Here is a 21,818-nt window from a genome sequence, read left to right on the forward strand (position 1 = left end):
GCACGGCCCTGCGTAACGCCAGGCGCCACATCACGATCGCGCCCGATGCGATTTTTCACTCCGATCGCGGCAGCAACTACACCTCCCGTGAGTTCGCCGCAACCGTCGCCCAACTCGGCATGCGCCAGTCCGTTGGCAGAACCGGCGTCTGCTACGATAACGCGATGGCCGAATCGTTCTTCGCCGCACTGAAGAACGAGCGCGTCCACCGCACCGTCTACGCCACCCGCGAACACGCCCGCCGCGACATCACGCGCTACATTGAGGCCTGGTACAACCCCACCAGAATCCACTCAGGGTTGGGCTACAAATCCCCCCTGGAAGTCCTCAAAGACTGGACTGATCTCCAGCAAGTCGCATAATCGAAACAAATTCAAGCGGTCCGAAATTTGCGTAGCAGATCACACGCGGCCGCCTCGGCTAGCAGGTCCAGCACCACAATCTGCTCACCCGACCGCGCAGCACGGATGATGATCTCCTCGGTCAGCCGCTCCGAGCCCTCCACAATCACCCTTACCTGGGTGCGGTCGAAACTCACGAGCATCTGCGGTCGCTTGTCACCGTCAGAGCCACCTCTAGCAATGGCTCAAGGAGGCAGCCCTGCACTACGCCGCGACGCGGAAGCAAACACCGGGTCCATCAGCGCGACTCATGCACGAACGTCGCCTGGCCAAGAGAGCACCGCAGCAGCTTCTAGTCCCTACTCGCCGTGACACACACCCGTAACGTATCGCTGTTCACTCACGAGCACCAAGCACTACCTGCGATCTGGCCTGGACAAGATGGTAGTAGGCCTTGAGGGAGATCATCACATGGCAGGCATTCACGTACCGATCGAGCAAGTTTCCTCAGTTCGACATCTGGAAGTCCTGGCTTCCCCAATCTGAGGGGACAGGTTCCGGCTAAGAGGTCTACACCGGATGGGTTGGGGTCGATCGATCGATCGGCGACAGCCTTACGCACGAGACCGTCTTGACGTTCGTCCCCATCAAGGACAGCGTCAACATAAGCTCCAACAGGGTCGTGGCTATCAGGGGTCGGGTTCGATTGTCGAATGGACTGCGGTTGCCTCTCCCGCTGCCTCTTGGCGCGACGGTGACGAGGAAACCGTCGTGGCCGTCGATGCCGCATTGCACGTCAAGCTCGAACCCCGCCTCGGCCAGTTTCCGGACGGAGAGAAAGGATGGTGCCTGACGCTTCTTGTCGCGATCGGACTCAGATCGGCGAGACTCTACAACTTCTCGTATCAGGTGACAGCGCTCTCCAGGATAGGAGAGGACCTGGAGCACGACCTATTCGCTGGCACTCTTCCTGAGGAGTAGCGCTCGCAAATCGGGGAGGCTAGTCGCGCCGATCGTGGCCCACCTCGCCGATATGGCCCACTCCCCCGGGAGAAGATCGCGCTCAGCATGCAGACCCGGTCTGGTGTCGCACCCGCGCCGCCGCATCGTGAGAACGCCACAGCGGTGATCGCCGACCTGCTCGCGGTCAATCCGCAGTTCACCAAGCCCAGCTTCCCGTGGACCAGACACCCGTGCTCGACGAGCTCACGCCGGGCTGGCCGCCTCGCGTTCCGGCTTGCCCACCTTCGCCAGCGGCAGGCGGTAGGTCTCTCGCATCGTGAGCGCAGCGATCGCCCCGATGAGCGCAGCACCGGAGCCCAACATCGCGACGGGCACCCAGTCCTCGAGCTTCGGTCCCGCGAGCGCAGCGGCGATCGTCGGGGCGAAGCCACCGAGGGCGAACCCGAACTGCGTTCCGACCGCCACTCCGGACATCCGGACCCGCGTGTCGAACTGCTCGTTCCACAATGCGAACGCGGCACCGCTGTAGGCGCTGTACACGATGCCCGACTGCACGATGCCGAAGACGAAGACCAGCACGATGTTCTGCTGGTTGATCGACCAGATGAAAGGCCAGATCAAGATCGCGGGGCCGAGGGCACCGATGATGTAGACGGGCTTGCGGCCGATCCGATCGGCCAGCATCCCCCATAGCGGGATCACCGCCAGCGCCACGACGTTCGCGAGAGCGACCATCCACAGCATGCTCGTACGGGACAGCCCCATGGTGTTGACGCCATAGGTCAGTGCGTAGATCGAGAAGAGCGTGCTGATCACCGACACCAGTGCCGCGAACAGCACCTTCACCACATCCGGCGTGTAGTTGCGGAACAGGACCGGAAGCGGTGCCCGCGGCACTTGCTGACGCTTCTTCTCCTCTTCGAACACCGGGCTCTCCGGCAAGGACCGGCGGATCCACAGACCGGCCACCATCACCACGACGCTGAGCAGGAACGGGATCCGCCATCCCCAGCTCAGCAGCGCATCCTCTGGAAGCGCACTGACCGGGATGAACACCACCGTGGCAAGGATGTTGCCGCCCTGAGTACCGGCCAGGGTGAAGCTCGTGTAATAGGCCCGCCGCTCCTCAGGGGCGTGTTCGAGCGTCGCGGAACTCGCACTGGACTGCTCGCCCGCCACGGCGAGACCCTGCGCCACCCGCAGGATCAGCAGCAGGATCGGCGCGATGATGCCGATCTGCGCGTACGTCGGCATGACCCCGATCAGGAACGTCGCCAACCCCATCCCGGTCAGCGTGATCACCAGGACGTTCTTCCGGCCGATCGTGTCGCCGAGGTGCCCGAGGATGAACGAGCCGACCGGCCGGGCCACGTAGGCCACACCGAATGTCGCCAAAGAGGCAACCGTTGCCGCGGTGGGGTTGCCCGCCGGGAAGAAGATCTTCGGGAAGACCAGCGCCGCGGCGGTGCCGTAGATGAAGAAGTCGTAGTACTCCAGGGCGCTGCCGATCCAGGAGCTGATCGCAGCCTTGCCGGGCGTCTTCGCCAGGTGCGTGGAGTTGTCCATGTCATCCTCTCTGATGACGTCGGAACGGGGTCCCGGCGGCGTGGCGGCAGCGGCCGCCTCCGCGAGTTGCGTCGAGGGGTACGTCGGAGCGCGCCGAGCTAATGTACTGAATAGTGAGGTACTGGATGGTGAGTTAGCGCGCCAAGGCTGTCAACCCCTGGGCCGGAACGGGATCGGTCAGGCCCGGCCCACGTGTGCGGTCAGGTACTCCAGGACCAGGTCGCCGAGCATCCGCCGGTAGTGGTCGCGACGGGCGGGATCCAGCAGGTCGCGCTCGAAGATGGCCTGGAACGTGTGCCGGTTGGCCGTGCGGAAGACGCAGAACGCGCTGATCAGCATGTGCACGTCGAGCGCGTCGACGTCCTCGCGAAACAGGCCTGCCCGCCGGCCGCGCTCGAGGATGCCGCCCAGCACGTCGACGGCCGGCGCCGCGAGCCCCGGCAGCATCGGCGAGGTGCGCAGGTGATCGGCGTGGTGGATGTTCTCGATGCTGACGAGGCGGATGAACGCGGGGTGCGACTCGTGGTGGTCGAAGGTGAGCTCGGCGACCGCGCGCATGGCACGGGCGGGGTCGAGATGGTCCACGTCCAGCTGCTGCTCCAGCGATCGGATCCCCTGGTAGGCGCGCTCCAGCGCGGCCACGTAGAGACCTTCCTTGCTGCCGAAGTAGTAGTAGATCATCCGCTTTGTGGTGCGCGTGCGGGCCGCGATCTCGTCCACCCGCGCACCGGCGTAGCCCTGGTCGGCGAACTCGGCGGTGGCGATGTCGAGGATCTCGGCACGGGTGCGCTCGGCGTCGCGCTGGCGCTCCACTGCGCCGACCTGCCCGCCGACCTGCCCGCCCACCTGCCCGCCCACCTGCCCACTGACCCGACCGCCGACCCGACCGCCCACCGGGCCGCTCGGTTGCTCGCTCACAGCGTGGCTCCGACTGCTCGACTCACGACTCGACGATATCCGCCCGATGTGCCCGCGAGCCTTTCCTTCACCGCACCGAACGGGTACAAGTAACTATCTCGTACATAAATCGATGCGGGAGGGGCCCTGGACATGCAGGAGGACGGCTTCGCGCCGCGTCAGATCCTGACCGGACTGATCGGCGCGGGCATCGGCCCGTCGCTCTCCCCCGCGCTGCACGAGCGCGAGGCCCGCGAGCTCGGACTGGAATGCACCTACACGCGGTTCGACCTCGACGATCTCGGTCTACCGCCGGACGCGGTCGGCGACCTGTTGACCAGTGCCCGCGCGGAGGGCCGCGCCGGGGTGAACGTGACCCACCCCTGCAAGCAGCTCGTCATCGCCCAACTCGACGAGCTCTCCCCAGATGCGGCCGCGATCGGCGCTGTGAACACCGTGGTGTTCGAGGGCGATCGCCTCGTCGGGCACAACACCGACTGGTCCGGCTTCCGCGACGGCTTCACTGCCGGGCTGCCGGACGTCGCCCTCGACGACGTCGTGCTGCTCGGCGCGGGCGGCGCGGGCGCCGCGGCAGCGCACGCCCTGCTCAGCCTGGGGGTCGGGACGCTGACAGTGCTCGACGTCGACGCGGACCGGGCGAACGGCCTGGCCCGGGACCTGTCCGGCCGATTCGGGGACCGGCGGGCCCGCGGCGGTGAGGTCGCCGAGCTCGGCAGCCGGGTGGCCGTGGCCGACGGGCTGGTGCACGCCACGCCGGTGGGCATGGCCGAGCACCCCGGCCTGCCGTTACCGGCGGAGCTGCTCCGGCCCGAGCTGTGGGTCGCCGAGATCGTCTACCGCCCACTCGAGACGCCGCTGCTGCGGGAGGCGCAGGCCCGCGGCTGTCGCACGCTCGACGGCGGCCGCATGGCGGTCCACCAGGCCGCAGAGGCACTGCGGTTGTTCACCGGCGTCGACCCGGATCCGGCCCGGATGCTGCGTCACCTCGCCGAACTCGTCGGCGCTGTACCCACCAGCACCGACTCCACCAGCGCCGACTCCACCAGCGCCGAGTCGGCGCAGGGCGGGGGTGCCGGCCGTGTCGCGTGAATTCGACGGAGCCCCCCGCACGGCGATCGCGACGGTGTGCCTGTCCGGTGCGCTGGAGGACAAGCTGGCGGCCGCGGCGGCGGCCGGGTTCGACGGCGTCGAGATCTTCGAACCCGATCTCGTCGCCTCCCCGATGCCAGCCGGCGAGGTCCGCCTGCGCTGCGCCGACCTGGGTCTGTCGATCGACCTCTACCAGCCCTTCCGCGATCTCGACTCGACCGACCCGGAGCGCTGCGCGGCGAGCCTGCGCCGCGCAGAGCACAAGTTCGCGGTCATGGAGGCGCTCGGCACGGACACGGTGCTCGTCTGCTCGTCCGTGGCGCCCGACGCCGTCGACGACGTCGACCTGCTCGCCGAGCAGCTGCACGCGCTCGCCGCCCGTGCTGCCGCGCATGGGCTGCGGGTCGCCTACGAGGCGCTGGCCTGGGGTCGGCACGTGAACACCTACGAGCGGTCGTGGGAGGCGGTGCGGCGGGCCGACCACCCCGCGCTCGGCCTCTGCCTGGACAGCTTCCACATCCTCTCCCGCGGCTCCGACCCCGCCGCCATCGCGGACATCCCCGGCGAGAAGATCTTCTTCCTGCAGCTCGCCGATGCCCCGGACCTGACGATGGACGTGCTGCAGTGGAGCCGCCACCACCGGTTGTTCCCGGGCCAGGGCTCCTTCGACCTGCCCGCGCTCCTCGCGCCCGTGCTGGCCGCCGGGTACACCGGGCCGCTGTCGCTGGAGGTGTTCAACGACGTCTTCCGGCAGGCCGACCCGGTCCGGGCCGCCGTCGACGCGCACCGGTCCCTGCTGGCGCTGGCCGAGGCGACCGCCGCCCGGGGCGCCAGGATCGTGGACCCGGTCGCCGTGCCCGCTCCCGAGCTGCACGGGCACGCGTTCGTCGAGCTGATGGCCGACAAGTCGCTGGCGCCCGTGCTGGCCGCGCTGGGGTTCGTCCACACTGGCACGCACCGCACCAAGCCCGTCGAGCGCTGGGAGCAGGGTGCCGCCCGGATCCTGGTGAACCGCTCCGGAGGGCCGCTGGCCATCGCCGCGCTCGCCGTCGAGTCGGTCGACCCGTCCGCAGCGGCCCGTCGGGCAGCGCGGCTGAGCGCACCGGCGCTGCCACGCCAGCACGGGCCTGCGGAGGCCGACCTCGCCGCCGTCACCGCCCCTGACGGGACCGCCCTGTTCTTCTGCCGGACGGGCGCGAACGCTGTTGAAGGGAACGACTGGACGGGCGACTTCGTCCCGACCGGGGAGCCGGCAGCCGGGCTCGACGCCACCGGAATCGGCGTGACCCGAATCGACCACGTCGGACTCGCCCAGCCCTTCGACTACTTCGACGAGGCCACCCTCTTCTACCGCACCGTGCTGGGCCTCGAACCCGCGGCGACCGCCGAGTTCGCGGCACCGTTCGGCCTCGTCCGCAGCCGCGCCGTCGTCGAGGAGCACCGCCGGGTACGGCTCGCCCTGACCGTCTCACTGCTCCGGCGCGGCGAATGGGTGCCCGGCGTGTCCGAACCGCAGTACGTCGCCCTCGCCGTCGACGACGTCCTCGCGGCCGCCTCCGCCGCCCGCGCGGCCGGTGCACCCCTGCTGGCGATCCCGGACAACTACTACGCCGACCTCGATGCCCGGCTGAGCGTGCCGGCCGAACGGCTGGCCGCCTACCGCGAGCTCGGCGTGCTGCACGAGGAGACCCCCGAAGGCACCTACCTGCAGGTCTGCACGGAAGTGCTGGGCGGACGCGTCTTCCTCGCCCTCGTGCAGCGCACCGGCAACCACGACGGCTACGGCTGGAGCGACGCACCCGTGCGCATGGCCGCCCACCGCCGGCGGCGCCTGGCCCGGGAATACCGAGCCGTGCCGTGACCGTCGCCGTGCCGTGACCAGCGGCGATTATGCCTTCGGCTCCCGGGCGGACCATGCTGATCGTCCACGTGCACGCCGACCTCTTGTGCAAGCCCAGGTGCCGCCGGGTTCTCTCCAGCAGAGTCGGCCTCGACCAGCTCCACGGCCAGCCGGTCCGATTCACCCCGCACGACTTCCGGATTCCTGCTCCGCAAGGTCGCCCTCGGCGACTGCCACCGCCCCTACGGCGACCTCGGGGAAAGCGAAGCTGGCCGAGCGGCTGCGCCTGTCGGTGCCAGGCGCGCACATCGTGCACATCGATGACATCGCCTGGGCGCATTCGCGGGTTCGGCGCGCCTGCACGAGTTGTGGTGCAGGCGTCACACCGGCCGTGGCACAGGGAACCTCCTGGCCCTATCCGCCCGGGTCAGAAGGGCACCTCCTGGGCGAGGAGCCCCTCGCCCGGCACCCGCCCTCCTAGCGTCCGGCAGAACGTGATCGCGTCGAGGGTGAGTTCGGGGCCACCGGTCCCGCTGCTGAAGTGGGCACCGGCGGGTCCGGTCAGGTGCAGCTGGAATGGTCGCCCGTGCCGGCGCGCCCATTCGGCGACGACGTCTGCGACGATGCGCCCGTCGTGCGCGGCGGTGAGCTCGAGCGAGCGCCCGGTCGCGGTGGCGATGTCGACCCGGTGCATCCAGGTGTCGCGGGTCAGGATCACGTCGAGGATGTACCCCAGGCGCCATGGCTCGGTGGTGCCGTCGTGCAGCTCGTTCGTGACCGGGATGGCGCGCATCAACCGGCGGCTTCCCCGCCACCGGGCCTGAGCCGGGCCCGCGGTTCGCATGCGCTGGATCAGCTCGTCCGTCGACAGCCCCGCGTTCCCGCGTACCTGCAAGTCGGTCATGGCGTCGACCATGGGCCCGGCGCCCTTCGCGCGGCTCGCCCCGATCATGGTCCGGGCGAACCGCGGCACGCTGGAGAACGACTCGGTCATGCCGAGCACGTGCCCGGCGATCGCGCGCACGTCCCACTTGGTGCAGTCGGTGGGCCGTGCCCAGTCGGCCGGCTCGAGGCTGCGCAGCAGCTCGACCATCCGAGCCGTCTCGGCCGCGCCCAGCTGAGCCGCCTCCGGACGCTGGATCGGCGGGTGATCCTCGACGCGCATGGTCCCGATCATCTCCTCGCCCTTCGGTATCGGATGCCACGAACTCATGACCGGACCGCGCACGCCGCACTGAACCGCGCCTCATAGGCATCGCCCAGCCCGTGCAGCGCCGCGACGCAATCGCCGGCGAACGCCGGACCGTGCATGAGCGCGAGGGTGCGTGGCTGCAGGTCGGCGAGGCGGCGCAGGGTCGGTGCCGTCGCCGCTGTGACCGCGGTGTACCCGAACAGGTCCTCGGCCGCGATCGCCGGGCCGACCGGGTCGTCGTGATGCACGATCGCCGGCGTGTCGCCGGTCCTGGTGAACAGGTCGCCGCAGAACAGGGTGCGGGTCGTCTCGTCGAACACGACCTGCGCCTCCCAGCCGTGCGGCAGGTGCGGGGTCATCAGCGTGCGGATGCGGTGCCCGCCGATGTCGTGAACGTCGTCCTCCGACGTACGCCGCGGGGGCCGGTCGGCGAGGTCGTCGAGCGACAGCATGCAACCGAGCGTGTTGAACGCCACCGCCGCACCGGGAGCGGCGGACAACCAAGCGTTCATCGACCCGCATTCGTCGGACTCGACGTGACCGAAGCTCAGCCAGCGCAGGCGCTCCGCCGGCACGATCCGTTCCACCGCGGCGGCGACCGCGGGGAACATCCGCCGCGGGCCGAGGTGGAACAGCATCGGCACCGGCGCGCCCGCCGCACCGAGCATGGTGCGGCAGCGCCGCGCGGCACCGTCGAAGCCGCCGGCGGTGAAGAACGCCTCGCACTCGCGCAGCCAGCGCACCGGGTCACCCCAACCGTCGCGCGTCGCCGCGCCGGCCACCAGCATGCGCACCCCGCGCATCAGCCCCGTCCCCCACGGACCGACCGGCATGAGCGCGTCGGCAGCGGCCAGGCTGGCCGCGGCCCCCTCGGCATCACCCTGCCGGCCACGCACGATCGCGTCGACGACGTGTTCCGTGTGGGCGAACATGAGCAGCCCGAGACCCCGGGCCGACGCGTCGAACTCCGCACGCGCCGCGGCACCGAGATCGTCGTCGTCAATCGTGTGCGCAATGACCCACAACGCCCGACCGGGGTATACCGACCGCAGCGGCGGGGCCACCCGGACGTGCTCCATCCCGATGTCGAGGTACACGAGCAGGGCCTCGAGATCGCCGGTGACGATCTCGTACGTGGCCAGCACGCGGCCGTACAGGTCGGCCAGGATCCGCGCGTCACTCGGGTCACGTGCCAGTGCGGCGTCGGCAGACGCCCGCATCGCGGCCTCGTCCCCGGCGAGCGCGTGCGCCCCGGCGAGCCACAGGTGGGCGACCGACTCGGTCGCGAGCCCGTACCGGCGGCTGGCGTCCACGCACGCCTGCGCAGCCGCGCGGCAGCCGTCCCGGTCGAAGTTGGAGAGGGCGAGGTCGGCCAGACTGAGGTCCATCACGGCCACGGTCACCATCGCCCCGTACTGCTGCGCCAGCTCGCGGGTCGTCCTCAGCTGCGACACGTCCCCACGGGCCCACGCGGCGATCGCCAGCTGCTGACGTACCCGCAGGTGCCAGGTAGTGAGCCCGGCACGCTCCGCGACCTCCGCGGCCTTCTCCTGCCACGGCGCCGCCGCGTCCGGTCCAGCCACCGACGCGACGCGACCCAGCACCTCCAGCGCCTCGCACTCCACGTCGGGCTGACCGGTGCTCCGCGCCGCGGCAACGGCCGCACCGGCCAGCGCCTCGGCCTCGGCCAGCCGCCCGTTCTCCAGCTCGACGTGCGCCGCCACGGCATCGATCCGGGCGCCCGCCGCCGTTGCCAGGCTGCCGTCCAGAGCGGAACGGGCAGCGCCGACGTGCTCAGCGGCCCGACCGGTATCGCCGCCTTGCACGGCGGCCCGGGCGAGCACGACGAGCAGGTCGGCCCGCCGGTGCGAATCGATGTCGGTGCGGGCGACCACGTCCTGACCGAGCGCCGATGCGACGGCCGGCTTGCCAGCGGCAACCAGGACCCTGACGAGCAGCTCAGCTGCGTCGAGGTCGGCGTCGCAGCCGTCCGGGGCGAGCCGCTGCGCCCGCCGCGCCGTGGCCTCCGCCGTGCCCAGCGCGCCCTGGTCCAGCGCCCGGCGGGCACTCTCCACGAGATGGCCGGCCGCCTCCGCGGGCGCGCCGGCCGTCTCGGCCAGCTCCGCGGCCAGCTCACACAACCCGCCAGGCAGCTCGGGGTAGGCCCGCTCGATCACCTGCCAGGCGCGCCGCGCCAGGTCCAGCCGGTCCGGCGGCAGCAGGTCGGCCAGCAGCGCCTCCCGCGTCAGCGCGTGCCGGAACAGGAAGTCGCCGTCCTCCACCTCGACGAGCTGCGCGGCGACCGCTGCTCGCAGCCCGTCCACGACCGCGCGACCGTCGACGTCGGCGACACCCGGCAGCAGCTGCCAGTCGAACCGCCGCCCCAGCACGGCCGCGGCGTCGACGACCTGGCGGCTCGTCGGATCGAGCGCGGCTGCCCGTTGCCGGATCGAGTCCTGCAGGCCCGACGGCACGGTCGGGGTCAGCTCCCCACCCCTGTTCCAGCACCCGCCGGTGAATGCCAGCGCGCCGGACGAGACCAGGCCGGCGAGCAGCTCCTCCACCAGGAACGGACTGCCCTCGGCGTGGGCACCGACGAACTCCCGCACGTCTGGCGGCGCCGCGGAGACCTGCAGACAGGCGGCCACCATGTGGTCGACGTCTTCCGGCAGCAATGGCTCCACCGGCAGCACGGAACCCGGATCGCGCCGGGCCAGCCGATCGACGAGCCCGGCCGCGGCGCCCTCGGGCCGGGTCGTGCACACGCAGAGCACCGGCGTAGTGGGCAGGGCGTCGGCCATGTAGTCGACCGCGTCGAGCGTCTCGGGATCGGCCCAGTGCAGGTCCTCCAGGACGAGCACGCACCCGGAGCCACGGCCCAGCACCGCCAGCAGGCGCACCACCGCCTCGCTGAGCAGCACCGGTGATTCCTCGACCCCCGCCGCTCCGCGCCACGCCGGCACTATCCGGCCGAGGTGGCCGTGGAACCCGGCGAGCTCCGGGGCGTCGGGCACTGGTGCGGCCCGGAACGCCGCGAGCATCGCCTCGGCAACGGGTCGGTACGGGACGGGGTTGCGGCCCGGCACCGCTCGCCCGATCAGCACAGCGGCGCCGGCCGCACGGGCCGCGTCCGCGACCTCCGCGGCCAGCCGGGACTTGCCGGCGCCCGCCTCCCCGACCAGGACGGCGAGCCCGCCCGCGCTCCTCGTCGCCGCCGTCACACGCTCGCGCAGCGCCGCAACCTCGACCCGCCGGCCCACCAGCTCGGTGCACAGCAACGACGGGCCGGAGCCGACCCCGAAGGCTCCCGCGCCTCGCACGTCGGCCATGGGGCCTCCCCGGACGAAATTCGCGGAGGGCCGAGGGTAGTCGCCACAGCGATGCGAAGGCCACGCCGCCGGCGCGCCAGAAGGCCTCGTCGACCTCATGGAGCTTCGTCGACAGATCCCCGACCGTCGTAACCCCCCGAAACCACCACGGGCCGACCATCGACCTGCGCGACTGCTACCGCGCGCACCGCGCCGATGTGGCCAGCGAACGGGGACCCGACCGAATCACCCGTTGTCAAATCCAGTACCGGCGCTGTGTTGTCCGCGGCGCCGACGACTACCACCGGCTGCGCACCGACACGAGCAGTCGCCAACGAGTACACGATGGTCCTCACCGTCCATACGGGGCCAAAGGTCTGCCGATCGGGATCTCGATGAGATCGGCGGGAAGCCCAAGGAGTTGATTGGCGCGGGGTGGCAGTTGTGTGGCTTCTTGGCATGGCGCTCGGAGACCCGTAGCTCTGCGTCGGTATCGCTTACACCCTCATCGCCCTTTACCGGTCTGCGTGGTGATGATCAGTCCAGGCCTCTGACGATGTTCGGCTCGTCGTCCGGCTCGCCGTCGGATGTTGGCACTGGTAGCTGATCTGTCGGGTCCGCAGGAACCGAGCCTTCGTCGTCAACCGGTGGGACGGTGTGGTTGGGCGTCGTCATGTCGCCACATACCCATCCAGTCGCGCTGCGCGCACACCGGACAAGTGCGGTTCACCCGCGTGGTTGATGGGCACTCGTGCTCGTGCAGGTGCACGCGAGCCTGGCACCGGGGGATCGGAGGGGTGGGGGAGATGTCGAACGCATGGCTGCGCCGGTGCGCAGGAGGCGTCGCGGTGATGGCGGTGCTCGCCGGATGTGGTGGGGTCGGCGGCGGCAGCGGGCAGAACCCGGCCGGTGGGGCGACGCTCTCGACGATGGGGTTCGGCCTCGTCGACGAGGTCGCACAGGTGCGGGTGGACCTGGCGAACAAGGCGATCGCCCCGGACGTGGTGCAGGTCGGCGGCAGCACGTTCGACGCCCAGCAGTTCCTGTCGGCCGTTGCCTCGGGCACCGCCCCGGACCTGGTGTTCCTCGACCGTCAGCTGGTGGGCACGTACGCCAGCCGGGGCACGCTCATGCCGTTGGGCGACTGCATCGCCCGCAACGGTGTCGACATGTCCCAGTACCGTGACGCCGCGGTTCAGGAGGTCACCCTCGACCGGAAGGTCTACGGGCTTCCCGAGTTCTTCAACAACCGCGTCGTCCTCATGAACGGCGCTGCGCTGCAGGCAGCGGGGATGACGTCGGCGGACCTGAGCACCAAGGACTGGCCGGCCCTGGCCGCAGCGGCCGCGAAGCTCACACGCACCACTCCCGACGGCAAGCTCGCGCGCATCGGCTTCGACCCGAAGATCCCCGAGTTCCTCCCGCTCTGGGCGAAGGCCAATGGGGTGGACATGATCAGCGCCGACGGTCGCACCGCGAACCTCGACGACCCCCGACTGCTGGAGGTGTTGGAGTTCACCCTCGGGCTGATCCAGCAGCAGGGCGGATGGGGGGCGTTCAAGGCCTACCGCGAGTCGTTCGACTTCTTCGGCAAGGAGAACCCGCTGGCGACCGACAAGCTGGCGGCGTGGCCGATGGAGGACTTCTACCTCAACCAGGTGGCGAACAACTCGCCGCAGGTCCAGCTGCTCGCGGCGCCCTTCACCGATCGGCGAGGGGCCCCGATCGACCTCGCGACCGGGTCGGCGTGGGCGATCCCGACCGGCAGCAAGCACCCGGAGCAGGCGTGCACCTGGATCAAGACGATGAGCGACGCTCCGACCTGGATCGCGGCGGCCCAGGCGCGCGCCGAGAAGCGCCGCGCCGACGGCAAGGCGTTCACCGGGATCTACACGGCGAACCGCAAGGCCGACGAGAAGATCTTCGGCGAGCTCGTCCGGCTCGAGGGCCAGCCGGTGTTCGAGTCGGCCGTGGCGGCCGTGTTGAAGGCGCAGGACTCGGCGTTCACCTTGCCGGCGTCGCCCGCAGGGGCGGAGTTCCGCACGGCGTGGCAGAGCGCCGTCACCAGGGTGCTCGAAGGCCGCCAACCGCCGGCCGCCGCGCTCGAGCAAGCGCAGCAAGAAGCGCAGCGCGCGCTCGACTCGGCACCGGGGCGCTGATCCGTGCCCGGCATCGACGTCTCCCCCGCAGCCGGATCCAGGCCCGCCCGCGGCGAGCGCGACCCGGAACGTCCGACGTCGTCGCGCCGCGGCCGGGGCGCCACGATGCGCCGGCGGGAGGCCATCGCCGCCTACGGCTTCATCGCGCCGTGGATCGTCGGATTCGTGATCTTCATGGCGGTGCCGATGATCATCAGCTTGGTGCTCTCGTTCACCGACTACGACGGGCTGCGCCAAAGCTCCTTCCTCGGGCTCGACAACTACGCCACGATGCTCGCCGACCCCCGCATCCGGCTCAGCCTGCTCAACACCATGATCTACGCGATCATGGTGGTGCCTGCGACGATGGCCGTCGCGCTGGCGCTGGCGATGCTGCTGTCGAACGTCGGCCGACGCTCGGCAGGCTTCTTCCGCACCGTGTTCTACCTGCCCGAGATCACCCCGAAGGTGGCCATCGGGGTCCTGTTCCTGCTCTTGCTGAACGGCGAGGTGGGCGTCGTCGACGCTGCACTCGGGGTGTTCGGGATCGACGGGCCGGGTTGGACCACGGACCCGGCCTGGATCAAACCCGGGCTGGTGCTGATGAACCTCTGGTCGGTCGGCGGCACAGTCGTGATCTACCTGGCAGCACTGCAGAACGTCCCGACCGACCTTTACGAGGCCGCCGCGATCGACGGCGCGTCTGCTTGGCAGCGGTTCCGCCGGATCACCCTGCCGATGATCAGCCCGGCGCTCTTCTTCACGTTGATCGTCCAGACGATCGCCGCGCTGCAGACCTTCGACGAGGCCTACGCCGCGTTCTACGGACCCTCAACGCAGACCGGCACGGCCACCGACGCCGCCCTGTTCTACCTGATCTACCTCTTCCAGCAGGCGTTCCAGTTCCTGCACCTGGGCTACGCCTCCGCGATGGCGTGGCTGCTGTTCGTCATCATCATGGTCATCACCGCGGTCCAAGTGCGGGTCAGCCGGCGCCTCGTCCACTACGAGGGCAATTGAGCATGTCGACCACGATCCGTCCCGGTCGGGCGGCGCGTCCATGGCGCTTCCGGCGACCCGGCTTCTGGCTGCTCCTGCTCGCGGCGTCGGCGCTGTTCAGCTACCCCTACCTGTGGGTGGTGAGCGCCTCGTTGAAGCCGCGATCGCAGGTGTTCGACAACCGGCTGTTCCCCCAGGAATGGGTGCCGTCCAACTTCGTCACCGTGTTCGAGCGCACGCCGATCCTGAGCTGGTTCATCAACAGCAGCTCGGTGGCGATCGCCGCCGCGGCAGCGGTGACGACATCCAGCGCGCTCGTCGCTTTCGGGTTCGCGCACTTCCGCTTCCCCGGCCGGAAACCGCTCTTCGGGCTGGTGCTCGCAACCATGATGCTGCCGACCGCCGTCACGATGATCCCCGTCTACCTGATCTGGAACACCGCCGGTCTCGCGACCACGCAGGTCCCGCTGTGGGCGGCCAACCTGTTCGGCAGCGCGTTCTACATCTTCCTGCTCCGGCAGTTCTTCCTCGGTTTGCCGAAGGAGCTGTTCGAAGCCGCCCGGCTGGATGGCGCGAGCTACTGGACGATCTTCTGGCGGATCGTCGTGCCCTTGTCGAAGCCCGCGCTGATCGTGACATTCATCTTCGAGTTGAAGGCGAGCTGGTCGGATCTGCTCAAGCCGCTGATCTACCTCCGTGATCCGGCGCTGTTCACCCTGCCCCGCGGGCTCAAGGCCATTTCCGACCAGTTCGGTCAGAGTGGCGAGCAGCAATGGGAGATCGTGTTGGCGGGCAGCATCATCACGACGCTGCCGTTGATCATCGTGTTCTTCATCGCGCAGCGGTACTTCGTCCAGGGGATCGCAACACAGGCCCGTACGAGATGACCTGGGACGCAGCGGAGCTCACCGACGCCGATATCGAACGGATCGTTGTCGCTCGGAGCGTCGCTGCGGCCCGCCTCGACGCAAGGTGACGCGCAGGCGATGACGACGGCGAACCGCGAGATCGCCGAGGCACCGCCCCGACGGGACGCGGACCACCTGGTCAGCGGACTCGACGCGCACCGCGCACACGCCGTGGAATCGCTGAGCGCCTTCATCAGAACGGCTGCCATCTGACGTTCGGAAGGACCTCGGGACAGCAAGCCCAAAACGCCGTCCCACGCTCGCCGCCAGGCTCGCGATCCGGCTGGGCCATGTCGTACGCATGCCTACAATCTCGACGAGTGAAGCACCTCGCCTCGCAAGATCACCGTCGACGCATCGCCTCGAGTGGGACTATGCCGAACGGTTCGTACCACGGCACGCACACCACGGCGTCGGCCGAGCACAGCAACGCCGGCACAGCCGAGCGGGCGACGGGACCGATGAGGTGCACTCTGTCCTGGACGCCCCGTTGGACGGCGAGCGCTCGCTGCAGCACGGCGTCCCACTCGACGCCATCTCGCGTGGTCGGCGCGGCGGGACCCGGTGAACGTCCGTGGCCGCACTAGCGACAAGATGCCCACGCCGGTCAGGGCCCGGCACCAGCGAACAATCGGTCGCAGCGGAGGGTCAGCGCGGGCGGCGCCAGGCGCGGGTGGACGCGATCCACTCGAGGGTCGCGCGCGGGTCCTCGCCCAGCTCCCTGGACAGTCGCATGATCGCCTCACCGGCGATGGCGGTGACCTCGGTCAGCACGTGCTCGACATAATTGCTGGTCGCGACCTCGTCGGTCAGGGCCGTGAGGTCCATCTTCTCCACCGTCGGCCGCTCCTCGGCACGGTGAGTGAGCGCATCCTCGACCTCCGCGGCCACCATCCGTCGCGCCAGGTCGGCCCACCTGTTCTCGTCTTGGGTGTTCACCCCTCGCATCATCCTCCCGCGCCTCGATCATGGTTCCGATTCCCGTGCCGGGGTTGTTCCGGCCGGCGGGCGCGGAGGCAGGAACTCGTGGCGGGGGATGCTCGCCGGCGCAATTGGGGGTTCGGTCGCGCCCGCGTCTCGGCGACGTCCTCGTTCCGCGGCTTCGGGTCGCCCTTGCCGTACCTGTGTGTCGGACCGTCACCCGGCAACGGGATGTCGAGTTGGGGGACGCCTGGCGGACGGGTGGCTCGGGATCGAGCCGCGGCTTCCACGAGGGAGAATTCATCGCCGCAGCTTCGGCCAGAAGGCCCCGCCCGACTTTGCGAGACCTTCACCGCCAGACACCTCGGTGAACCCTGCGCCGCCCCGGCACCGCTCCACATCGATCGTGACGGGTTCGTTCGCGGCCAGGCGGTGCGACAATCCGGTTTTCAGTGCGTCCAGGCCCAAGTCGAATGCCCCATCGGCGCGGCGGCTGCCGCGCGGACCGCGGCGCCGAGCGCGGGCAGGTCCTCGCGTTCGCTGCGATAGACGTCGTTCGGTGCCGCGAGGTCGAGGGCCGATCCCAGCGGGTAGCAGTAGCGCACGGTGATCCACAACACGACCTCGCGCTGCTCGTCAAGCTGCGCCCGCCAGGCGATGACGCGGTCCTCGCCCAACCAATCGCGCAGGCGGGTCCAGTGCGCGATGAAGGCCCGGTGCGCGAGCTTGCGGCCCTCGTCCATCGACAACGTTCTGACGAACACGCTCGGACTGCGCGCCATCCCTCACCTCCCGCACTCGACGTGCAGGCAGAGTGACCGGACCCACCAGCAAGATCAATTACCTGGCCAACGTTCGTGTCGAGCCACTAGGCCGTGTTCAGGAAGTCAGAGTCGATGCTCTTCGTGATCCAGATCGTCGCTGGCAAGGCGCCGCCACGATCCGTCGTACCAGGCGTACCCGGTCGTGGCGGCAACGCCGCCAGCGGCGATCTGGGCGCGAAGAGCGCGACCAGGACTTTCTGAACACGGCCTAGCGTGACGGCGCGGTGGGACATGGAGTCCTCGATGGCTGGTGCACGGGAAGGCCCCGCCTCCCGGAGGGAGACGGGGCTTTCGATGCCTGATATGAGAGCTGGTCAGACGACTCGCACGCCCGTGGCCTGCGGACCCTTCTGGCCCTGGCCGACCTCGAACTCCACGCGCTGCCCCTCGTCGAGGCTGCGGAAGCCGCCGGCGTCGATCTCGGAGTAGTGCACGAAGACGTCGGCGCCGCCGCCGTCGACCGAGATGAAGCCGAAGCCCTTCTCGCCGTTGAACCACTTCACGGTTCCCTGTGCCATTCTTCTGCTCCTCGCAGGTGCTGGGCATTTTCCCGCACTGCGCGGGGGCCCGGCCGACCCGAGCACCGCCGCGATCCCGCATCGTATGGTGCATCGCACGACAGGCACTCATTTGTTCCTGCGGGCGTGACGAGCACGAACACTGAAACGGAACGACCTACGACACGTCAACGACCGTGCGGGTCGTCGAGTTCCCCCAAGGTGTCGGGCGCCACACGTCGGGAGGGCCGTGCCGGCCGGCTTCATCGATCCCGACAACGCACCGCGGCTGCGTCACCGCGCTGGCCAGCCTCGACCGCGACGGCGGGTTCATGCGCGCCTCGCTGGCCTGGACCGACGTCGTCGCCGACCTGCGTCCGATCGTCCACCGCCTCGCCGCCGGCCGGCTCGTGCAGCCGCCCGCTCCGCCGACGGCGCAGAGCACATCCAGCTGCAGCATTCGGCTCACCGCCGCGCAACTGCGTGCCCTGATCCCCGTCGTGCTTGGTGTTGGCTGCATCGATTACGAGGTGATGCGGGTCTGGATGCCGGCGAGGATCATGTCCAGGTCGAATGTCAGCGCGTGCTCGGGATGCTGAGCGGCGTTGAACTATGCGCCGACGGCGCCACCGACTCAGGCGGACACGATGAGGTTGTCGTCGGCCATGACCTGGTCGAGGACCGGCGCCACGATGCTCCACCATTCGGCATCTGACATCCCGGACTCGGTCCGGGTTCGCGAGACGTTGCGGTGCGCGCGGGCGGTGCTGTCGACGTTGGCGGCACCCGTTCGGGACCGGGACGAACGTGTCGTCATGGCGCTACGTCTGCTCGGTTTCAGCGGATCGGAGTCGCCCGACCGCCTTCGCACCTGCCTGGACCGGCTTCAGGCGGGTGCTCTGCGCGCCGGCGAACTGCTCCGTGCCTCCCCCGCCGTCGAATTCGCCGAGCAAGTCCACGGGGAACCCTGCACGTAGCCGGCGGTGGCCGATGTCGCCGCTGCTCGACGACTACCCGTGTTCTGTACGCACACAGCAGCGCGGTGATGTTCGCCTATCCCGTTCACGGCGCTGGGCGCGCTCGCCTTTCACGCCGCGCTCCGGCTCGTCGAGCTTTCCGACTTCCGCCGCACCGAGCCGGTCATCGCGATCGCCACCACGGCGACGGTGCTCGCTGTCGGCATGCTCAACGGGGTGCTCGTTGCCGTCGCGCTGTCCACCCTCGACCTGCTGCGACACCTATCCCGCCCCGCAGGACGGCATCCCGGGCTTCGTCCACGACCTCTCCGGGATGCACGACGCGGACGACCACCCGAAGGCGACCTGGTCCAGGGTCCTGGTCAGATGGGGTAGCCACCAGGTGCGGCAGGTGACGTCGTGCAGGGCCCGGTAGCTTGCCGCCGCCGGCGTACCAGAACCAGCGCCCAGGTCCGGGTCGCTCGACCGTCACCCCAGCTGTCACTGCGTCGGTCACCCCAGCTGTCACTGCGTCGGTCACCGTGTCGGTCACCGTGTCGGTCACCGTGACATGGCCGTTGCCTCGCGTCTCACCAGAGACCGCCCTGCTCTCGCCTCACGGATAATTGTATCTTCGCAGTTGTTAAGGTCTGCAAGTCTGGTTGACGGCTGGGAGGGTAGTGGATGGCGGGCTGGCGTCCCCGGTCTCCTCGTCCGACGATCGCCGTGATGAGCGACGGGAGCCGGCATCCGAGGCTGGGCCTGGATGTGGTGCAGCGATCGGCGCAGACGATCGCCGGCGAGGTGCAGACCATCGGTGGTGTCGACGCCGACGTGGTGATCGTCTCCCCGGCCGGGGCTGGCCTGCTCGACGAGCTGGATCGTCTACCCGAGCGGTTTCACGCGGTGTTCCTCGTTCAGACCGACCCGGTACTGGCCAGTGCGGCGGTCGAGCGTGCGGCAGAGCGTGGGGGCCGGCTGGTCGTGACCGAGCAGGACTGTGGGGCGATCGCGTTGTGTGTGGCAACGCTGATGTACTTGCGGCGTATCGATCGGGAGTTGGATCGCGCGCGGGTGGTGATCGCTGGGGGTGCGGCGATTCCGTCGCTGGAGCCACTGCTGATGATCTGCGGGGTGTTCGACCTGACCTCGTGGCAGGCCTCGCTGGCCAGGGCCTTTCCGCTTGAGCAGATCGTTCGCGACGCTGATGTGCTGATCGATCTGCGGGCCGGCCCGGGTACGGGGCGGGACTCGGCATCGATTGCGCAGGATCGCGCCGAGGGTTCGGTTCTGGGGATCACGGCCATTGACGGGCGCAGCCTGCTCGCGCCCGGGGTCTTGCGGGTTGCGCTGGCGTGTCCGCCGGGATCGGTCCATGTCGACCTGAGCATGCTGCGCCAATGCGCGCTGGCCATCGTGGAGCAGCGATCGGCGCCGGGGTGGCGACAGGTCGAGCCGTCTGCGGTCGTCGACGTCGTAGCGGCCGCGGCGCGACGCGCGATCGATCCACGCCTCGCGGGATCGTAGGGCCGAGCGGGGCGTGCCGCGGCGGGCGGTGGTTGCCGACGCCCGCTACGGCGATGCCACCGAGTGCCGCCTCGCACCCGGCGCCCCGAGCCCACCGACTACTGGCTATCCACCTTGGCTCCCGAGACAGCGCTGCGCGAACTGGTCAGGCTGGCGAAGATGCGCCGGCGCATCGAGCACGACTACCACGAGCTGAAAGACGGCCTCGGCCTGGACCACTTCGAAGGTTCAGCTACTCGTCGTCTGGGCCGACGTCTGTCACACCTGCAAACACACCTTCCACGACACCACCTGACAAAGCACTACTGGTACCGGGCGGGAAATCTGACACCGAGGGAATGCGGAGCGACGCCGCATCGGGGCGTGCGGGAGCGGTGAGATCGACATGGTCGATCTGTGCCAGGAGCTGCGCGCAGGCCAGGAACTCGGCGACGCTCAGCGCCGCGCCCGCTGTGCCGGCCGCCGCCAGCAGCTGCGACGCGGCCACCGCCGTCATCATGCGGTCGACACTGATGACCCGAGCCGGCTCGTCGTGCCCACGCACCGAGCCGGCGCCGTCGCCCGGTTCGGGTCCGACGCAGCCCAGTAGGTCGATGACGGCGACGCGCCGGTTGAGGGTGCGCAGCGGGAAGTTGTGAGCGTCGTCGCGACCCCAGCTGTCGATCTCCCCGATCCCAGCCGCGACGGCCAGCGTGGCCACCATCGGATTGCGGTCCCCACCGACGATCACCATCCGGCCCGCGGACAGGGCGACACCCTCACCGACGAGCACGCGCAGCGTCGCGGCCACCAGCGCGACCGCCTGCGCCTGCCTGTCGGTGATCACGGTCACCGTGTCGGCGAGCGCGACCCGCGCCGCGTCGGCGCGCGCAGGGTTGATGTGAGCGAGATAGACGGCCCCGAGGTTCGTGGCGGCCCGGCGGACCCCGGCGATCAAGCTGTCGGTGTCAACGGCGCTGAGCAGCAGCGCCGTGGTCGAGATCCCGGAGTGTTTGCAGATCAACGACGCCCAGCTCAGCAGTTCGGTCATGATGCTCGACCCGGGCTCGCGGTGAAAGTCGCTGGCATCGCTGAGCACCGCCACGACCGGGGTGTCCCCATCGTGGCTGCCCACCACGGTCACCACGCCGCACCTGTTACGCCGGGCCCCGCGCCCGAGCTCCCGACATCGTGCCCGTTGTCGGGGTCGGCCTTCGTGCCGCTGTCGGTGTCGATGTCGGTGCACCGATTCCGCGACCAGCAGGCCGCGCTGGTCACCGCGATCCCGGGCCGGCGCGGCCCATCGGTGCGGGCCTGCGATGGTGTGTGACCGGGCGCAGAGGTCGTCAGCGACCCGATCGGCGCCAGGAGGCACGCCTCCTGCGGCAGCGACGGAGGAGTCGGCGCCGTCTCGGTCGTCGGCGTGGTCACGGTGGCTCACCCTTCGGTCAAGGTCAGCGGCGGCAGCGGCGGCAGCGGCGGCAGCGGCGGCAGCGGCGGCAGCGGCGGCAGCGGCGGCAGCGGCGGCAGCGGAGAATGGTCGACCCATCCGCTGACATCGATGCCGTAGCGGTTCGCCATGTCGAGCAGGTCTGCCAACCGCGCCCGATGCAGGTAGGTCTCGTAGGGAAGACCCGCCTGGATGGCGAGGTCGAGGTTGTGCTGCACGGTCTCGATCTGCGATTGCAACTCCTTGAGCACGACTACCGTCCTCCCTCCGGCCCCGGGAACTCATACTGTCCGCAATTGCAGACTTATGCAAGCCGTGTAACGGGGAGAGAGGGCTCAGGAATCGGTCAAGTCGGGCCCGGCGGATCGCCTGGCCGTGCGGTAGCCGCCATGCCTGAGGCCG

Annotated in this window: 22 protein-coding genes and 2 pseudogenes; 11 read left to right on the forward strand and 13 right to left on the reverse strand. The window is 69.7% G+C overall.

The genetic code is table 11. The annotated features are described in order from the left end of the window. The coding region (locus tag LL648_RS33970; protein ID WP_232666916.1) for an integrase core domain-containing protein at nucleotides 1–362 on the forward strand (362 nt) is incomplete at its 5' end. A gap of 11 nt (nucleotides 363–373) precedes the next feature. Here the strand turns inward: LL648_RS33970 and LL648_RS33975 are convergent. Beyond that, nucleotides 374–538, reverse strand: a complete 165-nt coding sequence (locus LL648_RS33975) for a hypothetical protein (RefSeq protein WP_232666917.1) — start codon at nucleotides 536–538, stop codon at nucleotides 374–376. A 574-nt stretch (nucleotides 539–1,112) separates the two neighbouring features. On the opposite strand from LL648_RS33975, the gene LL648_RS33980 reads away from it, so the two are divergent. Beyond that, entirely contained in the window at nucleotides 1,113–1,322 is a 210-nt protein-coding gene (locus tag LL648_RS33980; protein ID WP_232666918.1) for a hypothetical protein, read from the forward strand. 225 nt (nucleotides 1,323–1,547) lie between these two features. Here LL648_RS33980 and LL648_RS33985 read toward each other — a convergent pair whose 3' ends face one another. Next, entirely contained in the window at nucleotides 1,548–2,870 is a 1,323-nt protein-coding gene (locus LL648_RS33985) for an MFS transporter (protein WP_232666919.1), read from the reverse strand. Nucleotides 2,871–3,047: 177 nt separating this feature from the next. Next, the gene (locus tag LL648_RS33990; protein WP_374112148.1) at nucleotides 3,048–3,716 is read right to left on the reverse strand and encodes a TetR/AcrR family transcriptional regulator; all 669 of its coding nucleotides are present in this window, start codon (nucleotides 3,714–3,716) and stop codon (nucleotides 3,048–3,050) included. 204 nt (nucleotides 3,717–3,920) lie between these two features. Between LL648_RS33990 and LL648_RS33995 the strand changes: the two genes are divergently transcribed. Both LL648_RS33995 and LL648_RS34000 read left to right on the forward strand, forming a co-directional pair. Next, complete coding sequence (locus LL648_RS33995) at nucleotides 3,921–4,877, forward strand: shikimate dehydrogenase (protein ID WP_232666920.1); 957 nt, start codon at nucleotides 3,921–3,923, stop codon at nucleotides 4,875–4,877. Continuing rightward, nucleotides 4,867–6,738: a sugar phosphate isomerase/epimerase and 4-hydroxyphenylpyruvate domain-containing protein gene (locus LL648_RS34000; RefSeq protein WP_232666921.1), complete on the forward strand. Its 1,872-nt coding sequence runs from the start codon at nucleotides 4,867–4,869 to the stop codon at nucleotides 6,736–6,738. The genes LL648_RS33995 and LL648_RS34000 overlap by 11 nt, the downstream gene beginning before the upstream one ends. A gap of 406 nt (nucleotides 6,739–7,144) precedes the next feature. Here LL648_RS34000 and LL648_RS34005 read toward each other — a convergent pair whose 3' ends face one another. Together LL648_RS34005 and LL648_RS34010 are read right to left on the reverse strand one after the other, a co-directional pair. Further along, nucleotides 7,145–7,882: a maleylpyruvate isomerase family mycothiol-dependent enzyme gene (locus LL648_RS34005; protein ID WP_232666922.1), complete on the reverse strand. Its 738-nt coding sequence runs from the start codon at nucleotides 7,880–7,882 to the stop codon at nucleotides 7,145–7,147. Between the two features lie 44 nt (nucleotides 7,883–7,926). After that, nucleotides 7,927–11,238, reverse strand: a complete 3,312-nt coding sequence (locus tag LL648_RS34010) for an AAA family ATPase (protein ID WP_232666923.1) — start codon at nucleotides 11,236–11,238, stop codon at nucleotides 7,927–7,929. Between the two features lie 785 nt (nucleotides 11,239–12,023). Between LL648_RS34010 and LL648_RS34015 the strand changes: the two genes are divergently transcribed. The 4 genes from LL648_RS34015 to LL648_RS44525 all read left to right on the forward strand — a co-directional run bounded on the left by LL648_RS34015 (nucleotide 12,024) and on the right by LL648_RS44525 (nucleotide 15,475). Beyond that, nucleotides 12,024–13,376: an extracellular solute-binding protein gene (locus LL648_RS34015; protein ID WP_232666924.1), complete on the forward strand. Its 1,353-nt coding sequence runs from the start codon at nucleotides 12,024–12,026 to the stop codon at nucleotides 13,374–13,376. A 3-nt stretch (nucleotides 13,377–13,379) separates the two neighbouring features. Then, the gene (locus tag LL648_RS34020; protein WP_232666925.1) at nucleotides 13,380–14,375 is read left to right on the forward strand and encodes a carbohydrate ABC transporter permease; all 996 of its coding nucleotides are present in this window, start codon (nucleotides 13,380–13,382) and stop codon (nucleotides 14,373–14,375) included. A 2-nt stretch (nucleotides 14,376–14,377) separates the two neighbouring features. Further along, nucleotides 14,378–15,241: a carbohydrate ABC transporter permease gene (locus tag LL648_RS34025; RefSeq protein WP_232666926.1), complete on the forward strand. Its 864-nt coding sequence runs from the start codon at nucleotides 14,378–14,380 to the stop codon at nucleotides 15,239–15,241. Nucleotides 15,242–15,340: 99 nt separating this feature from the next. Continuing rightward, nucleotides 15,341–15,475 carry a hypothetical protein gene (locus tag LL648_RS44525; RefSeq protein ID WP_255687119.1) on the forward strand — a complete coding sequence of 45 codons (135 nt, stop codon included), beginning with the start codon at nucleotides 15,341–15,343 and terminating at the stop codon, nucleotides 15,473–15,475. 142 nt (nucleotides 15,476–15,617) lie between these two features. On the opposite strand, the pseudogene LL648_RS34030 reads toward LL648_RS44525, so the two are convergent. The 4 genes and pseudogenes from LL648_RS34030 to LL648_RS34045 form a co-directional block, all read right to left on the reverse strand. Beyond that, nucleotides 15,618–15,770, reverse strand: a pseudogene (locus LL648_RS34030) (glycosyltransferase); the annotation flags it as partial. 140 nt (nucleotides 15,771–15,910) lie between these two features. Next, nucleotides 15,911–16,201, reverse strand: a complete 291-nt coding sequence (locus tag LL648_RS34035) for a hypothetical protein (protein ID WP_232666927.1) — start codon at nucleotides 16,199–16,201, stop codon at nucleotides 15,911–15,913. 431 nt (nucleotides 16,202–16,632) lie between these two features. Continuing rightward, complete coding sequence (locus LL648_RS34040) at nucleotides 16,633–16,965, reverse strand: hypothetical protein (RefSeq protein WP_232666928.1); 333 nt, start codon at nucleotides 16,963–16,965, stop codon at nucleotides 16,633–16,635. Nucleotides 16,966–17,321: 356 nt separating this feature from the next. Next, nucleotides 17,322–17,525, reverse strand: a complete 204-nt coding sequence (locus LL648_RS34045) for a cold-shock protein (RefSeq protein ID WP_232666929.1) — start codon at nucleotides 17,523–17,525, stop codon at nucleotides 17,322–17,324. Nucleotides 17,526–17,836: 311 nt separating this feature from the next. On the opposite strand from LL648_RS34045, the gene LL648_RS34050 reads away from it, so the two are divergent. Beyond that, nucleotides 17,837–18,103, forward strand: coding sequence for a hypothetical protein (locus LL648_RS34050; RefSeq protein ID WP_232666930.1), 267 nt, complete (start codon nucleotides 17,837–17,839; stop codon nucleotides 18,101–18,103). 35 nt (nucleotides 18,104–18,138) lie between these two features. Here LL648_RS34050 and LL648_RS34055 read toward each other — a convergent pair whose 3' ends face one another. Beyond that, nucleotides 18,139–18,321, reverse strand: coding sequence for a hypothetical protein (locus LL648_RS34055; RefSeq protein WP_232666931.1), 183 nt, complete (start codon nucleotides 18,319–18,321; stop codon nucleotides 18,139–18,141). A gap of 868 nt (nucleotides 18,322–19,189) precedes the next feature. Here LL648_RS34055 and LL648_RS34060 point away from each other — a divergent pair. Together LL648_RS34060 and LL648_RS45885 are read left to right on the forward strand one after the other, a co-directional pair. After that, entirely contained in the window at nucleotides 19,190–19,987 is a 798-nt protein-coding gene (locus LL648_RS34060; protein ID WP_232666932.1) for a hypothetical protein, read from the forward strand. A 90-nt stretch (nucleotides 19,988–20,077) separates the two neighbouring features. After that, nucleotides 20,078–20,215 (forward strand): annotated as a pseudogene (locus tag LL648_RS45885) (IS701 family transposase); the annotation flags it as partial. 4 nt (nucleotides 20,216–20,219) lie between these two features. Here the strand turns inward: LL648_RS45885 and LL648_RS34065 are convergent. From LL648_RS34065 to LL648_RS34075, 3 genes are read right to left on the reverse strand one after another with little or no spacing between them, the layout of a single operon-like run. After that, nucleotides 20,220–21,113: a hypothetical protein gene (locus LL648_RS34065; RefSeq protein ID WP_232666933.1), complete on the reverse strand. Its 894-nt coding sequence runs from the start codon at nucleotides 21,111–21,113 to the stop codon at nucleotides 20,220–20,222. Next, on the reverse strand, nucleotides 21,107–21,397 hold the full coding sequence (locus LL648_RS34070; RefSeq protein ID WP_232666934.1) for a hypothetical protein: 291 nt from the start codon (nucleotides 21,395–21,397) through the stop codon (nucleotides 21,107–21,109). The genes LL648_RS34065 and LL648_RS34070 overlap by 7 nt, the downstream gene beginning before the upstream one ends. 6 nt (nucleotides 21,398–21,403) lie before the next feature. Then, nucleotides 21,404–21,667 (reverse strand): hypothetical protein, encoded by a 264-nt coding sequence (locus tag LL648_RS34075; protein ID WP_232666935.1) that lies wholly within the window; start codon nucleotides 21,665–21,667, stop codon nucleotides 21,404–21,406. Nucleotides 21,668–21,818 lie beyond the last annotated feature (151 nt).

This window comes from Pseudonocardia sp. TRM90224 (genome assembly GCF_021245725.1).
Lineage (GTDB): Bacteria > Actinomycetota > Actinomycetes > Mycobacteriales > Pseudonocardiaceae > Pseudonocardia.

Coding starts and splice junctions, on each gene's coding strand:
- LL648_RS33985 (WP_232666919.1), bottom strand. CDS start 2,870: ATGGACAACTCCACGCACCTGGCGAAGACGCCCGGCAAGGCTGCGATC.
- LL648_RS33995 (WP_232666920.1), top strand. CDS start 3,921: ATGCAGGAGGACGGCTTCGCGCCGCGTCAGATCCTGACCGGACTGATC.
- LL648_RS34005 (WP_232666922.1), bottom strand. CDS start 7,882: ATGCGCGTCGAGGATCACCCGCCGATCCAGCGTCCGGAGGCGGCTCAG.
- LL648_RS34010 (WP_232666923.1), bottom strand. CDS start 11,238: ATGGCCGACGTGCGAGGCGCGGGAGCCTTCGGGGTCGGCTCCGGCCCG.
- LL648_RS34015 (WP_232666924.1), top strand. CDS start 12,024: ATGTCGAACGCATGGCTGCGCCGGTGCGCAGGAGGCGTCGCGGTGATG.
- LL648_RS34025 (WP_232666926.1), top strand. CDS start 14,378: ATGTCGACCACGATCCGTCCCGGTCGGGCGGCGCGTCCATGGCGCTTC.
- LL648_RS44525 (WP_255687119.1), top strand. CDS start 15,341: ATGACGACGGCGAACCGCGAGATCGCCGAGGCACCGCCCCGACGGGAC.
- LL648_RS34040 (WP_232666928.1), bottom strand. CDS start 16,965: ATGGCGCGCAGTCCGAGCGTGTTCGTCAGAACGTTGTCGATGGACGAG.
- LL648_RS34045 (WP_232666929.1), bottom strand. CDS start 17,525: ATGGCACAGGGAACCGTGAAGTGGTTCAACGGCGAGAAGGGCTTCGGC.
- LL648_RS34050 (WP_232666930.1), top strand. CDS start 17,837: ATGCGCGCCTCGCTGGCCTGGACCGACGTCGTCGCCGACCTGCGTCCG.
- LL648_RS34055 (WP_232666931.1), bottom strand. CDS start 18,321: ATGACGACACGTTCGTCCCGGTCCCGAACGGGTGCCGCCAACGTCGAC.
- LL648_RS34060 (WP_232666932.1), top strand. CDS start 19,190: ATGAGCGACGGGAGCCGGCATCCGAGGCTGGGCCTGGATGTGGTGCAG.